The organism is Buttiauxella agrestis (assembly GCF_900446255.1).
Taxonomy (GTDB): domain Bacteria; phylum Pseudomonadota; class Gammaproteobacteria; order Enterobacterales; family Enterobacteriaceae; genus Buttiauxella; species Buttiauxella agrestis.
Window position 1 is genome coordinate 1,973,298 of the sequence record NZ_UIGI01000001.1, and the last position, 14,455, is coordinate 1,987,752.

Below are 14,455 nucleotides of genomic sequence, written 5' to 3' on the forward strand. Positions count from 1 at the left end.
CTCCCCTTTTTCGGAAGAGTCATAAAATGGATAATATCTCTGTCTATTGCGATAACTGCTATGTTAGGGAAGCGGTGCGTTCTATTATTGGTTGCATTAAAAATAGTCATTATTCTGATGGTGGTTTGTCGGTATTTGTTTTCGAAAAAACATGGCTTAATGAAATTGAACTCACCATGCTACTCAACTGTAAGTCTGAGCGCGTGATAGTCTTTGCCCGCGAGGCATTGCTGGGTTTCTTCTCTTCGTTGATGCTGCCGGGCCACATCTCCTTTGGGCGCTTTGATGTCGCGTTGAATATGATTCGTAAATCATTGGCTGACTTTATTAATCCGACCCTTAAGGATTTACTGATTTCGCGTCGGCGGGTTGCTAATGCAAATAAACTGAGTCCCTGCGAGACAAGAGTGACGTCGCTGTATGTTCAGGGAATATCGGTAATGTGTATTGCAAAATCAATGAATAAAAGTTTTAAAACAGTCAGCCACCACAAACGAAGCGCGATGAAGAAAATGGGTATTTCAAGTAATGTTGAATTAATGCTAAAGGGACGCATATTCTTGATGATGAATAAAGAGTTGTTATTGGCAGCGCAAAAATCAGTTGCATAATGAATTAATGACAATTGCCGGTAGCCCAATTGCTACCGGCAATCATCTCCTCAAATTATCTACCTCAAATGCATCGCAACACCCTTAACGCCACAAACAAACCCACAAATCCCCCCGTTTTCCCGCCATTAGCTTGACCCCCCTCTGGCATGCTGTGTTGGTAATTGCGGCCACGAGATTGTTGCGGTGTCAGAAGAAAGCGACGACGATAAAACAGAAGCTCCCACACCCCATCGACTTGAAAAAGCACGAGAAGATGGGCAGATCCCCCGATCCCGTGAGTTGACCTCACTGCTGATGTTACTGGTGGGGATAAGCATCATCTGGATGGGCGGCGAACCTCTGGGGCGGCAACTTGCTGCCATGCTGTCTGCCGGTTTGCATTTTGATCACAGCATCATTAACGACCCAAATCTGATTGTTAGCCAAATTAGCCTGCTGATAAAACAAGCGGTCTGGGCATTGCTGCCGTTGATCATGGGGCTGGTGATTGTGGCGATTGCCGCGCCCATGCTGCTTGGCGGCCTGCTGTTTAGCGGCAAATCGATACAGTTCAAATTCAGCAAACTTAATCCGATTGCGGGATTAGGGCGGATGTTCTCCGCACAGGCCGGTGCCGAGTTACTTAAAGCCTTTCTGAAAGCGATTCTGGTGGGCAGCGTGACCGTCTGGTACTTGCTGCATAAATGGCCGGAAATGATGCGACTGATCAGCGAACCGCCACTGGCGGCGCTCGGGCATGCGCTGAACATGGTTGCGGTATGCGGGTTATTGATAGTGCTGGGACTGACGCCAATGGTCGGCTTTGACGTTTTCTTCCAGATATTCAGCAACCTCAAAAAGCTGCGCATGAGCCGCCAGGATATTCGCGACGAATTTAAGCAACAAGAAGGCGACCCGCACGTTAAAGGCCGTATTCGCCAGCAACAACGTGCCGCCGCCCGCCGTCGCATGATGACCGACGTGCCAAAAGCAGATGTGATTGTCACCAACCCGACGCACTATTCCGTGGCGTTGCAATATGACGAAAACAAAATGAATGCGCCGAAGGTTGTGGCGAAAGGCGCGGGGCTGGTGGCGCTGCGTATTCGTGAAATTGGCAACGAACATCGTATTCCAATGCTGGAAGCGCCACCGCTGGCGCGTGCGTTATATCGTCACGCTGAAATTGGTCAGCAAATTCCTGGGCAACTTTATTCCGCGGTGGCCGAAGTGCTGGCGTGGGTCTGGCAACTGCGCCGCTGGCGAGTGGCAGGCGGCCTGATTCCGAAAAAACCTGAAAATCTACCAGTGCCAGAAGCGCTGGACTTTGCAAACGAGAAGGACTCCGATGGCTAACCTGTTGGCGCAACTGCGCCTGCCGAGCACCATGAAAGCCGGACAATGGCAGATTCTTGCCGGGCCGGTACTCATCTTGCTTATTTTGTCGATGATGGTGCTACCGCTGCCGGCGTTTGTACTGGATTTGCTGTTCACTTTTAACATTGCGCTGTCGATTATGGTGCTGCTGGTGGCGATGTTCACCCAGCGCACGCTTGAGTTCGCCGCCTTCCCAACCATTTTGCTGTTTACCACCTTGCTGCGCCTGGCGCTGAACGTGGCTTCCACTCGTATCATCTTGATGGAAGGCCACACCGGTGGTGCGGCGGCGGGTAAAGTGGTTGAAGCCTTCGGCCACTTCCTCGTTGGCGGTAACTTCGCCATCGGTATCGTGGTGTTTATCATCCTCGTTATCATCAACTTTATGGTTATCACCAAAGGTGCCGGGCGTATCGCCGAAGTGGGCGCGCGCTTTGTGCTGGACGGGATGCCGGGCAAACAGATGGCGATTGATGCCGATCTAAACGCCGGATTGATTGGCGAAGAAGAAGCGAAAAAACGCCGTTCGGAAGTGACGCAGGAAGCGGACTTTTACGGTTCGATGGACGGTGCCAGTAAGTTCGTGCGCGGTGATGCCGTCGCCGGATTAATGATCATGGTGATTAACGTGATCGGCGGGCTGTTAGTCGGTGTGCTCCAGCATGATATGGCGGTGGGTGCGGCGGCTGAAACTTACACGCTGTTGACCATCGGTGATGGTCTGGTCGCGCAGATCCCGGCACTGGTTATTTCCACGGCGGCGGGCGTGATCGTTACCCGCGTGGCAACCGACCAGGACGTCGGTGAGCAGATGGTGACCCAACTGTTCAATAATCCGCGCGTGATGATGCTCAGTGCGGCGGTTTTGGGTTTGCTCGGTATGGTGCCGGGAATGCCAAACTTTGTGTTTCTGCTGTTTACTGCGGCATTGCTGGCGCTGGCCTGGTGGATGCGCGGGCGTGAAATGGAGGCCCCGGCAGCTCCGGCAGCTCCGGCAAAACCACAGGAAAATCCGCAGGCGGTTGAAGCCACCTGGAATGATGTTCAGCTCGAGGACTCGCTCGGCATGGAAGTGGGTTATCGACTGATTCCGATGGTCGATTTCCAGCAAGACGGCGAGCTACTGGGGCGGATACGCAGTATCCGTAAAAAATTCGCTCAGGATATGGGGTTCTTGCCGCCAGTGGTGCACATCCGCGACAACATGGACCTGCCGCCTGCGCGTTATCGCATTCTGATGAAAGGGGTGGAAATTGGTAGCGGCGACGCCTACCCAGGGCGCTGGCTGGCGATTAACCCAGGCACTGCCGCAGGCACGCTTCCGGGTGAAGCCACCACCGATCCGGCATTTGGTCTGGCCGCGACCTGGATTGAAAGCGCATTAAAAGAGCAGGCGCAGATTCAGGGCTTTACAGTGGTTGAAGCCAGTACCGTGGTGGCAACGCATCTTAATCATTTAATTGGTCAGTTTGCCCCGGAACTGTTTGGGCGCCAGGAAGCACAACAGTTGCTTGACCGCGTGACGCAAGAGATGCCGAAGCTGACAGAAGATCTGGTGCCGGGCGTAGTGACGCTGACCACGCTGCACAAAGTGCTGCAAAACCTGCTCGCCGAAAAAGTGCCAATCCGCGATATGCGCACCATTCTCGAAACGCTGGCAGAACATGCGCCGATTCAAAACGATCCTCATGAATTAACCGCTGTGGTTCGTGTCGCGCTGGGACGCGCCATTACGCAGCAATGGTTCCCTGGCAACGGCGAAGTGCAGGTAATTGGCCTGGATGCGGCTCTTGAACGTCTGCTGTTACAGGCTTTGCAGGGCGGAGGGGGGCTGGAACCCGGCCTTGCCGACCGTCTGCTGGAACAGGCGCAGGAAGCACTTAAGCGCCAGGAAATGCTGGGTGCGCCGCCTGTTCTGCTGGTTAATCATGCGTTGCGTCCACTCCTGGCACGTTTCTTACGCCGCAGCTTGCCGCAGTTAATGGTGCTTTCAAGTCTTGAACTCTCTGAAAACCGCAATATCCGTATGACTGCGACCATCGGAGCGAAATGATGAACCGACTATTGATGCTGATGTTATTGCCTTTTATGACGCACGCCAGCGGTGAAGGGGCGTGGCAGGCGAGCGGTGTGGGGGCGACACTCAGCCATCGCGGGGTGGCCGCTTCGTCACGCGCTCTGGCACCGTCTCAGCCCGTCACGGGCGTGATGACGATGGTCGCCTGGCGCTATGAACTGATTGGGCCGACGCCTGCGGGTCTGAATGTCAGGCTTTGCTCGTCAACACGTTGCGTTGAGATAGAAGGGCAGAGCGGGACGACGCGCGGGCTAACGAACGTTGCAGCAAACGAGCCGCTGCGGTTTGTCTGGCAAGTCCCCGGTGGCGGAGCGCTTTTCCCGGCGCTGAAAGTGCAAAGCAATCAAGTCATTGTTAATTACAGATAGCCCTAACAGCCGCAATTTGTGCAGCTTTTTCCTTTCTGCATCTCATTTCCAGTCCAATCTTTTGATAAAAACAAACCACTGTTTTATAAATCGGTGACGCTAGTGCCGGGACTCTTTGTAATTTTGCCAGGTTTTATCATCCCATGGCAAAAATGAAAAGGTTTCAATTGCCCCGTCCTTCTACCTTAGCAAGGTAAAGTTCTCGCAGGCCTGATAAGGCACGGGATGTGCAATCTCCAATAACTAAAAACAACGGGGTTTGACGGCAATGAAAACACGTAAGATTGGACTGGCAAATTATCTTGCCTACGGCTCAGGGGATTTCCTCGGAGCGGGAACAACGGCGCTCACCGCCGCCTGGTTGCTCTACTTCTATACGACCTTCTGCGGACTGACACCGATTGAAGCCACCTTTATTTTTGCGATGGCAAGGGTGCTGGATGCCGTCGTGAGCCCGTTAATGGGGTTCCTGACCGATAACTTTGGTTCAACCTGGCTTGGCAAGCGCTTTGGCCGCCGTAAGTTCTTTATTCTGCTCGGTATTCCGTTGGTCTTCAGCTACAGCTTTATGTGGGTTGGAGAGATGAGTTACTGGTACTACCTGGTGACGTACCTGATCTTTGACGTGGTTTACACCATGATTCTGGTGCCATACGAAACGCTGGTTCCAGAAATGACCGATGACTTCAAACAGAAAACCAAGTTCTCGGGTGCGCGTATTTCGATGGCGCAACTCTCGGCGATTCTCGCCGCATTCCTGCCGGGCATCTTGTTAAATCACTTCGGTAAAGACAACGCGGTTTCCTTCTTCTATTCAAGCCTGGTGTTCGCCACGTTATGCGCCATCGTGCTGACCTTTGTCTGGTTCTTTACCTGGGAGCGTCCGCGTTCCGAATGGACCGAAGCGGCATTGCGTGCAGAAGAAGAGAAGAAAACGCTGACCTTCGCTCAGAGCATGAAACGCCTGAACGTTGAGCTGACTTCAACACTCCGGGTGAAGATTTTCCGCCAGCATCTGGGTATGTACCTGGGGGGTATATTGCGCAGGACGTGTTCAACGCCGTGTTTACCTATTATGTGGTGTTTGTTCTGATGCAGAGCGCGAGCATGGCATCGAGCCTGCTCGGGACCATGGCGATTCTGCAATTTATTGCGGTGATCGGCATGATTCCACTGTGTATTAAATACGGCCCGGCACCGTCTTATCGTATGGTCGTTGTACTGTTCGGTCTCAGTTCGGTTTCCTACGCGGTGCTTTATTACGCGGGCTTAAGCGATGTGTTCTCGCTGCTGATGCTGGTGTCAGCCGTCGCGGGTCTGGGTCGTGGGGGCATCAACTATGTGCCGTGGAATACTTATACCTACATTGCTGACGTAGACGAAGTGATTACCGGGCAGCGCCGCGAAGGTATCTTTGCCGGGATCATGACGCTGACACGTAAAGCGTCGCAGGCGGGAGCGGTGATGCTAGTCGGTATCGTGATGCAGCTTTCTGGTTTCGTTTCCGGCCAGACCACGCAACCGCCAGCGGTCAGCCACACCATTTTGATGATTTTAAGTTTCGGTACGGTTGCGGTGCTGGCATGCGGTTTCCTGGTTTCCCTGCGCTTTAAACTCAATTTGCAAACGCACAGTGTCTTGCGTGAAGAGACCGCGAAGATGCGTGAGGCTGGGCGTCCGGTTCCTGAAGCGACCACGCCAGAAGCTCGTGCTACGGTCGAAATGCTCGCGGGTATGCCGTACGACACACTGTGGGGCAACAACAATATTGGTTATCTCAATCGTAATAAGCCAGTCGCCCCGTCGTTAAAAGAGGCTGCTGCAATGAATTCGAATACATCACAGAGGTTAAGCTAATGATTATTTATCCCGTCAAACACAGTCCTTTACTGTGCCAGCCGGAGCATTTTATTGCCCGGGATGAACTGAAATCCCTGATCCACAAGGTGACGGACAACCTGATTAATATTACGGATGAAACGGGCCAATTTTTGCTGCGACTGGATGACGGACGAGTCATTGATACCAAAGGTTGGGCGGGCTGGGAGTGGACGCACGGCGTCGGTTTGTACGGTATGTATCAGTATTATCGCCAGACCGGCGATAAGAAAATCTGTGAGATTATTGATAGCTGGTTTGCCGATCGTTTTGCTGAAGGGGCAACCACCAAAAACGTGAATACCATGGCGCCGTTCCTGACGCTGGCTTATCGATTTGAGGAAACGCGCGACCCATCGTATTTACCGTGGCTTGAAAGCTGGGCGGAGTGGGCGATGTACGAAATGCCACGCACCGAACACGGTGGTATGCAGCACGTAACGCTCGCCGAAGAAAATCATCAGCAAATGTGGGATGACACGTTGATGATGACGGTGTTGCCGCTGGCGAAAATCGGCAAATTGCTGGGACGCCCGGAATACGTGGAAGAGGCCACATATCAGTTCCTGCTGCATGTACAGAATCTGATGGACAGAGAAACCGGGCTGTGGTTCCACGGCTGGAATTATGAAGGCAATCATAATTTTGCGCAGGCGCGTTGGGCGCGGGGTAACAGCTGGTTGACGATCGTTATTCCTGATTTCCTTGAGCTGGTGGATTTACCCGAAAACAATGCGGTGCGCCGCTACCTGGTACAAGTGCTGGAAAGCCAGGTCGCTGCGCTGGCAAAATGTCAGGATGACAGCGGTTTGTGGCACACTTTGCTGGACGATCCCCATTCTTATCTTGAAGCGTCGGCCACCGCCGGTTTTGCTTACGGGATACTCAAAGGCATTCGTAAACGCTATATCGGCAAGCAATACGCTGAAGTGGCTGAGAAGGCGATGAAAGGGATTGTGAAAAATATCTCGCCTGAGGGCGAGCTGCTGCAAGTTTCGTTTGGGACGGGGATGGGCAGTAATCTGGAGTTTTATCGTCAGATCCCGCTGACGTCGATGCCGTACGGTCAGGCGATGGCAATTCTGTGCCTGGGTGAGTATTTACGTATTTATCTCTAAGCACATTTCAATCGCAAAAGGCCTGTCTAATCAGACAGGCCTCTTTTTTCTGAATGGTTCCCAAAAAATAAGAAATTAAATAAGGAGTATTCAGCGGCACAATTCATTATGCTCCGCGCTGTTGCTTGTCCCCCACCAGGATCACCTTTTGTCCATTTCTCCTTTTGCTCGTATTGCCGCCAATAGTTTGGTGGAAGCGGGAGCCGTTATTGGTGCCAATGTCACTATTGGCCCATTTTGTGTTATTTCCGCAGGTGTCGTGATAGGTGAGGGGACGATTATTGGCTCTCACTCAGTGATCACCGGCCTGACAACCCTGGGTTGTGACAATAATTTTGGTTCGTATTCATCTATAGGTGAAGTGAATCAGGATCTAAAATATGCGGGTGAACCGACGACATTAGTCATTGGCGACCGCAACCATTTCGGCCACCACGCCACGGTTCATCGCGGCACGATTCAGGGTTCCGGCGTGACCCTGATTGGTAACGACAATCTCTTTAGTAATGGCGTGCATATCGGACACGATTGCGTCGTGGGAGATCACACGCAGATTGGCGATAACAGTGGCCTGGCCGGGCACGTAGAGCTGGATGATGATGCGCAAATTGGTTATATGTGCGCGATCCATCAGTTTTGCATGCTGGGGAACGGGGTAAAGATCCTCGATCAATCCGGAGTCGTTCAGGATGTGCCACCGTTTGTGATGGCGGGGGGGAACCACGCGCAGCCCCTGGGCGTAAACGTGGAATCCCGCGCGTTTCTGGCACTTAATCAGGAACAGCAGGATTTGGTTCATACACTTTATGAGCGTTTTTACCATCAGGCGCTGTCGATTGATGAAGTGAAAAGGTCTTTAAAAGTGATGGAAAGTGATTTTCCGGTGATTGGCTTTTTTGACCGCTTTTTTGCGCGGTCGGCACGGGGCATAGTACGTTAAACACATTAAAAAAGGCTCGCCATTAACGGCGAGCCTTTTGTTCATAAAAGCAAAAATTACATACGTTCTACGGTTTCAATCCCCAACGTGTCCAGACCCAGCTTCAGCGTTTTCGCCGTTAACAGAGCCAGTTTCAGACGGCTGTTACGCGCTTCAATGCTGTCAGCGGCCAGAATCGGGCAATGCTCGTAGAAGCCTGAGAACAGACCCGCTACGTCGTACAGATAAGTACACATCACATGCGGCGTACCGTCACGCGCAACCACGTTCAGCGTTTCTTCAAATTGCAGCAGGCGAGCCGCGAGCTGCGCTTCGCGATCTTCGGTAATCACCACAGGCGCTTTCAGCAACTCGGCTTCATCAATATTGGCTTTACGGAACACTGACAGCACACGGGTATAAGCGTATTGCATATACGGTGCCGTGTTGCCTTCGAAGGCCAGCATGTTGTCCCAATCAAAGATGTAGTCAGTGGTACGGTTCTTGGACAGGTCCGCGTATTTCACGGCGCCAATGCCGACTGCGTTTGCCAGCGCTTCTAACTCATCAGCAGGCATGTCCGGGTTCTTCTCAGTCACCAGACGACGAGCGCGTTCAAGGGCTTCATCCAGCAGGTCAGTCAGTTTTACGGTCCCGCCAGAACGGGTTTTGAATGGCTTACCGTCTTTGCCCAGCATCATGCCGAACATGTGGTGCTCTAATGGCACAGAATCTGGCACATAACCGGCTTTACGCACGATAGTCCAGGCTTGCATCAGATGCTGGTGCTGACGCGAATCGATGAAGTACAGCACGCGGTCAGCATGCAGGGTTTCAAAGCGATATTTCGCACAAGCGATATCGGTGGTGGTGTACAGGTAGCCGCCATCCTTTTTCTGGATGATAACGCCCATCGGCTCACCGTCTTTATTCTTGTATTCGTCGAGGAATACTACCGTAGCGCCTTCGCTTTCAACCGCCAGACCTTTTGCTTTCAGATCCGCCACAATACCCGGAAGCATTGGGTTGTAGAGGCTTTCACCCATCACGTCGTCACGGGTTAATGTAACGTTCAGACGCTTATAGGTGATTTGGTTTTGCGTCATGGTCACATCGACCAGTTTGCGCCACATGTTACGGCAGTATTCGTCGCCGCCTTGCAGTTTCACCACGTAGGCGCGAGCACGCTCGGCAAATTCTGCATCTTCGTCGTAATGTTTCTTCGCCGCACGGTAGAACTCTTCGAGGTCAGCCAGCGCCATTTCACCTGCGTTTTCCTGCTGCTGTTTTTCGAGATACGCAATCAGCATCCCGAACTGCGTGCCCCAGTCGCCGACGTGGTTGGCGCGGATAACTTTATGACCCAGGAATTCGAGGGTACGAACAGCGGCATCACCGATGATGGTAGAGCGCACATGCCCGACGTGCATTTCTTTCGCAACGTTTGGCGCGGAGTAATCCACTACCACTGTTTTCGGTTCGGAAACGGTGACACCGACGCGATCGGAGGCGACAGCTTCATCGACACTCTTCGCCAGAAACGCAGCGTCGAGGAAAATGTTGATAAAACCAGGGCCGGCGATTTCGACTTTGCTGGCAATTCCGGTCAAATCCAGATTGGCAATCACCAACTCGGCGACTTGTCGTGGCGGCTTGCCCAGTGATTTCGCAACTGACATCACGCCATTGGCCTGATAGTCGCCGAACTGAACTTTTGCTGACTGACGAACCTGTGGTTCGCAATCCGCAGGAGCACCTGCGGCAATCAGTGCCTGACTGACTTTATCTGAGAGAAGTGCCTGAATATTCACCGGGATACCTTACATTTTGCTTAAGACTGCTGTGACTGATACAGCAGCCGTATCGTTGGGGATAAAATTAGGGCGTAAGTATAACTGTTTTTAATCTCCCGAGTCAGCAAAAGCCTTGCTCTACGCGCCCTGTACTAACCTTAACGGTATAGTGATTAACCATTCAGAGCGTTCGCGGCTCCATGGGTGTTGGTGATGCTGGCCGAAAAAGGTAGATTACGCGCATTCGTGATTTCGAGGATAAGGCGATGGCCAACTGGCAGACAATTGCAGAACTGAGTGATATTTCAGAGGATCTCCCGCGTTTTATACAAGCGTTAACCCAACTGGCTGCACGTCTGGATCTCGAGATTGCATCGCTCGACGCCGATCATATTTCCCTGCGCTGCCACCAGAATACGACGGCTGAACGCTGGCGTGCGGGTTTTGAAAAGTGCGGCACGTTGCTTTCAGAAAATATTATTAACGATCGCCCCATCTGCTTGTTCAAACTCAACGAGCCAGTATGCGTTGCGCACTGGGAATTTAGCGTGGTGGAACTGCCGTGGCCGGGTGAAAAACGTTACCCGCACGAAGGCTGGGAGCATGTAGAAATTGTATTGCCAGGTGAGACTGAAACGCTGAACGCGCGGGCGCTGGACTTAATGTCTGACGCGGGATTGCGCCAGACGGGGATTTCGGTGAAAACCAGTTCACCAAAAGGCGAACGTGAGCGCCTGCCAAATCCAACGCTCGCCGTCACCGACGGCAAAGTGACGATCAAATTCCATCCCTGGAGTATTGAAGAGATTGTCGCCAGTGAGTTAGCTGATTGATTTTACAGCGCTGTTCATCCGTTTAATCGCTTCTTCAAGCGTTGCGGATGTGCAGCCAAAGTTAATTCGCACGAATTTTTTCTCGCCAAAATCCGCCCCTGGCGAGAAACCCAGGCCCGCTTTCTGGAAGAACAGCGTCGGGTTTTCTACGGGCAAAGCAGTGGCATCGACCCAGCCCAGATACGTCGCTTGCGGCGAAACCATCGTCAGGCCAGGCATCTCGTTTACCGCGCTGACCAGACGGTCACGATTGCGGCGCAAATACGGCAGTAACTCTTGCAACCACGACTCGCCATCACGCCAGGCCGCGGTGGCCGCCGTCAGGGCGAGCACATCGACGCTCGGCACAATTCCATCACGCACTGTGTTAAAACGTTTGCGCAATTCCGGGTCGGGAATAATCGCCAGTGAGGCACCAAGCCCGGCGATGTTAAACGTTTTAGACGGTGAAAGCAGGGTGACGGATCGTTGCTCGGCATCGGCGCTGAGAGTGGCGAAGGGAATATGCTTCGCACCCGGTTCGAGCAGCAAATCACAGTGGATCTCATCTGAACAAACAATCAGGTCATGGCGTTGCGCGAAAGCCAACTGTTGCTCTAATTCTTCCCGGGAGTAAATCGTGCCGCCGGGGTTTTGCGGATTGCAGAGCATCAGTAATTTTTCTTTGCCGGTGCACTGAGATTCAAGGGCGGTTAAATCCATTACCCAGCGGCTTTTCTCAAGGCGCAGAGGGGCATTGAGTTGTGGGCGTTGGGCAAAAGCGGATGATTTTCGGAAAGGGGGATAAATCGGGCTGGGGGCAATCGTGGTTTCATCGGCTGCGGTAAATGCGCGAACGCTTAAATTCAGCCCGGCGACAACACCGGGTAAAAAGACAATCCATTCAGGTTTGATTTGCCACTGGTAACGGCTGGCCATTCGCTCAACGACAACATCGACTAACTCCTGGGGCCGGGCGCCGTAGCCAAAAACACCGTGTTCAACACGCTGATGAAGGGCATTGAGAATACAGGGCGGGGAGCGAAAATCCATATCGGCGACCCACATTGGCAAAACCTCATGACCAAATTTATTCCACTTCGAACTGTCGCTGTGACGGCGGTCGATGCCTTCATCAAAATTGAATGCCATCATTGATTACCTTTTTTGTGACTGTCGTTTGAGATTATCATTCTGAACCGTTGGCACAACCGCCAGGCTAAAGATTTTTAAGGAGTAATCAATGCCTTTGCTTGAGATATGTTGTTATGGAATTGACTGTGCAGTTACTGCACAACAAGCCGGAGCGGATAGAATCGAATTATGTGCAGCGCCGAAAGAGGGCGGATTAACCCCTTCAGCGGGCGTGCTGCGTAAAGTTAAAGAGCGGGTGTCGATTCCTGTGCATCCGATTATTCGCCCGCGCGGCGGTGATTTTTGTTACACCGATGCTGAATTTGACACCATGCTGGAAGATATCGCTTTCGTGCGCGAACTCGGATATCCGGGTCTGGTCATCGGCATGTTAGATGGTGAAGGTCATATCGATTTGCCGCGTATGAAACGGGTGATGGAGCAGGCGCAGGGAATGGCGGTGACGTTCCATCGCGCGTTCGATATGTGTCACAACCCGCATCAGGCGCTGGAGCAATTAACCGATTTAGGCGTGGCGCGTATCCTGACTTCGGGCCAACAACAGAATGCAGAGACAGGACTTTCATTACTTAGGGAACTAAAACAGCATTCCCGTGCTCCAATCATTATGGCGGGTGCAGGAGTCAGGCTGAGCAACTTGAAAAAGTTCGTCGAAGCGGGTATTGACGAGATGCACAGCTCCGCAGGGCAGTCAGTGCCTTCACCGATGCGATACCGCAAGGCTGGCGTGTCAATGAGTGCGGATGCCGAAGCCGATGAGTTTAACCGTTACTGCGTTGATGGCGACGTGGTAGCAGCAATGAAAACGGTGTTAGTTGCCAGCCACTGAGCAACCTGACACTTAGATTTTTGCCCGCGCATCATGTCGCCCATGTGATGCTGCTCGTACCAGGCCCCGATGTTTTATCGGGGCTTTTTTTATTCAATTTTGGTACAAATTAATATCACTTCTATTTACTGAATTTAGTATTGAATTTACTCTTTCGGCAATCAAAGATATTAAGTAATAATCTTGTGTGATATTTGTTATTAAATTGTCTTGTTCGCTCTGTGAACGGCATTATTGCTGCGATGTACATTGCGTTACATACGGATACTAATCACTTAAGGAATAGAACCCTCCGGTCCTTTATGATTAAAATCCGTTTAAAAATATGCTGATAGAGTCGGTTTCTATTTTTTATTTTTAATTAGTCGCATGTGATTTAGTGTTAATTATGAAGATAAATAAAAATCTCTGTTTGCATATTTCGATGGCCGTGCTTGCCGCTCTGGTTTTGTCTCTACCACCTCTTATCGATAGCCAGCAGGTTGAATTAAAATTTCAGCCGTTAATTAAAACCATGGAAGGGACACGCAAGGTTCAGGCTGAAAAAATAGCGACTATTTCGCACGCCCTGAACGGCAATGCACTGTTTTTCCTTGGCGCCTCTGAAGTCGCGACCTCTGAAGATGAGCATTTTGCCGTCTACAATTTCTTTAATACTCAACTGCATCAGCCGACGGTTGCCTATGGCGACAGTTACGTCGATGACATGACGCAGCTTGCTTTGCTGACTCGCTTTAAACAAGATCTTTCGCCTAAAACGAAACTGGTATTGCTGCTGGCACCAGATAGTTTTTACTTCAATGGTATCCCACCGACTATTTTTGCCGACCATTTTCCAGACGCAATCTTTAAGCCACTGATGTCGGATAAAACATTACGTCCGATATTGTCAAATTACCTTAAGCACATTGATGCGCAAGATGTTGACCATCTGACATTTAGCCAGATGCGTATTTTTGGATGGCATTACGATATTGTCTGGCGTGAAATAAACTATCAGTTTTCTTCATTCTGCGAACTGATCAGAGATTATTTCCTGACGCTGTTCCATATCCGTCATCCCTGCTCGCAACCCTGGCCGCTAATAAACAAAACGTGGCTAAATATTGACTGGGATGCACAGCTTCAGCAGGCAGAAAAACTTAACCACGCCCGACATGAAAGCCCAGCCACGTTATGGATGGATAAAGACGTTTTTGCGGATGATAAAACGGCGGAAGAATGGTATCCGGCACCACCGTCGTTGCAGGAAGAGCAGGCATTTGAGGACATGATAAAGCTGTTACATGAGCGCCAGGTCAATGTAGTGGTCATTATCGATCCGTTAAATCCGTGGGCATTAAAGCACACAGAAAAATTCAAAAATACCGACCGCTATATCCAGTCCGTATTACAAAAGTACAACACGCCATACTTCGATATGTATAGCCAGAAATACCAGAATGGCTGGAATTGGGATCGTATTCATCCTACCGAGCTGGCTTGGGTCGCCATGGATCGTTATATCGCAGAGGCGTTTAAAAAATGAAGAAAGCT

11 protein-coding genes and 1 pseudogene are annotated in these 14,455 nt (G+C 51.4%); 10 read left to right on the top strand and 2 right to left on the bottom strand.

Annotation, left to right across the window (positions count from 1 at the left end):
• Positions 1-26: 26 nt before the first annotated feature.
• The 7 genes and pseudogenes from DY231_RS09440 to lpxA all read left to right on the top strand — a co-directional run bounded on the left by DY231_RS09440 (position 27) and on the right by lpxA (position 8,351).
• A complete protein-coding gene (locus tag DY231_RS09440; protein WP_115628134.1) occupies positions 27-611 on the top strand; it encodes a helix-turn-helix transcriptional regulator in 585 nt (194 codons plus the stop codon).
• A 186-nt stretch (positions 612-797) separates the two neighbouring features.
• Positions 798-1,949 (top strand): flagellar biosynthesis protein FlhB, encoded by a 1,152-nt coding sequence (flhB, locus tag DY231_RS09445; protein WP_115628135.1) that lies wholly within the window; start codon positions 798-800, stop codon positions 1,947-1,949.
• Entirely contained in the window at positions 1,942-4,023 is a 2,082-nt protein-coding gene (gene flhA, locus DY231_RS09450; protein WP_115628136.1) for a flagellar biosynthesis protein FlhA, read from the top strand. Before flhB ends, flhA begins: the two co-directional genes overlap by 8 nt.
• Complete coding sequence (gene flhE, locus DY231_RS09455; RefSeq protein WP_115628137.1) at positions 4,023-4,415, top strand: flagellar protein FlhE; 393 nt, start codon at positions 4,023-4,025, stop codon at positions 4,413-4,415. The genes flhA and flhE overlap by 1 nt, the downstream gene beginning before the upstream one ends.
• A 268-nt stretch (positions 4,416-4,683) precedes the next feature.
• Positions 4,684-6,272: pseudogene (locus tag DY231_RS09460) on the top strand (MFS transporter).
• Positions 6,272-7,411: a beta-galactosidase BglB gene (bglB, locus tag DY231_RS09465; RefSeq protein ID WP_115628138.1), complete on the top strand. Its 1,140-nt coding sequence runs from the start codon at positions 6,272-6,274 to the stop codon at positions 7,409-7,411. The pseudogene DY231_RS09460 and the gene bglB overlap by 1 nt, the downstream one beginning before the upstream one ends.
• A 148-nt stretch (positions 7,412-7,559) precedes the next feature.
• Positions 7,560-8,351, top strand: coding sequence for an acyl-ACP--UDP-N-acetylglucosamine O-acyltransferase (gene lpxA / locus DY231_RS09470; protein WP_115628139.1), 792 nt, complete (start codon positions 7,560-7,562; stop codon positions 8,349-8,351).
• Between the two features lie 56 nt (positions 8,352-8,407).
• Here the strand turns inward: lpxA and argS are convergent, their stop codons facing one another.
• Positions 8,408-10,141, bottom strand: coding sequence for an arginine--tRNA ligase (argS, locus tag DY231_RS09475; RefSeq protein WP_115628140.1), 1,734 nt, complete (start codon positions 10,139-10,141; stop codon positions 8,408-8,410).
• A gap of 248 nt (positions 10,142-10,389) precedes the next feature.
• On the opposite strand from argS, the gene DY231_RS09480 reads away from it, so the two are divergent.
• Entirely contained in the window at positions 10,390-10,956 is a 567-nt protein-coding gene (locus DY231_RS09480) for a VOC family protein (protein ID WP_115628141.1), read from the top strand.
• Here DY231_RS09480 and DY231_RS09485 read toward each other — a convergent pair.
• A complete protein-coding gene (locus DY231_RS09485; protein ID WP_115628142.1) occupies positions 10,945-12,087 on the bottom strand; it encodes a MalY/PatB family protein in 1,143 nt (380 codons plus the stop codon). The genes DY231_RS09480 and DY231_RS09485 overlap by 12 nt on opposite strands.
• 91 nt (positions 12,088-12,178) lie before the next feature.
• On the opposite strand from DY231_RS09485, the gene cutC reads away from it, so the two are divergent.
• Complete coding sequence (gene cutC / locus DY231_RS09490; RefSeq protein WP_115628143.1) at positions 12,179-12,919, top strand: copper homeostasis protein CutC; 741 nt, start codon at positions 12,179-12,181, stop codon at positions 12,917-12,919.
• Between the two features lie 388 nt (positions 12,920-13,307).
• On the top strand, positions 13,308-14,447 hold the full coding sequence (locus DY231_RS09495; protein ID WP_115631812.1) for a D-alanyl-lipoteichoic acid biosynthesis protein DltD: 1,140 nt from the start codon (positions 13,308-13,310) through the stop codon (positions 14,445-14,447).
• Positions 14,448-14,455: the final 8 nt, after the last annotated feature.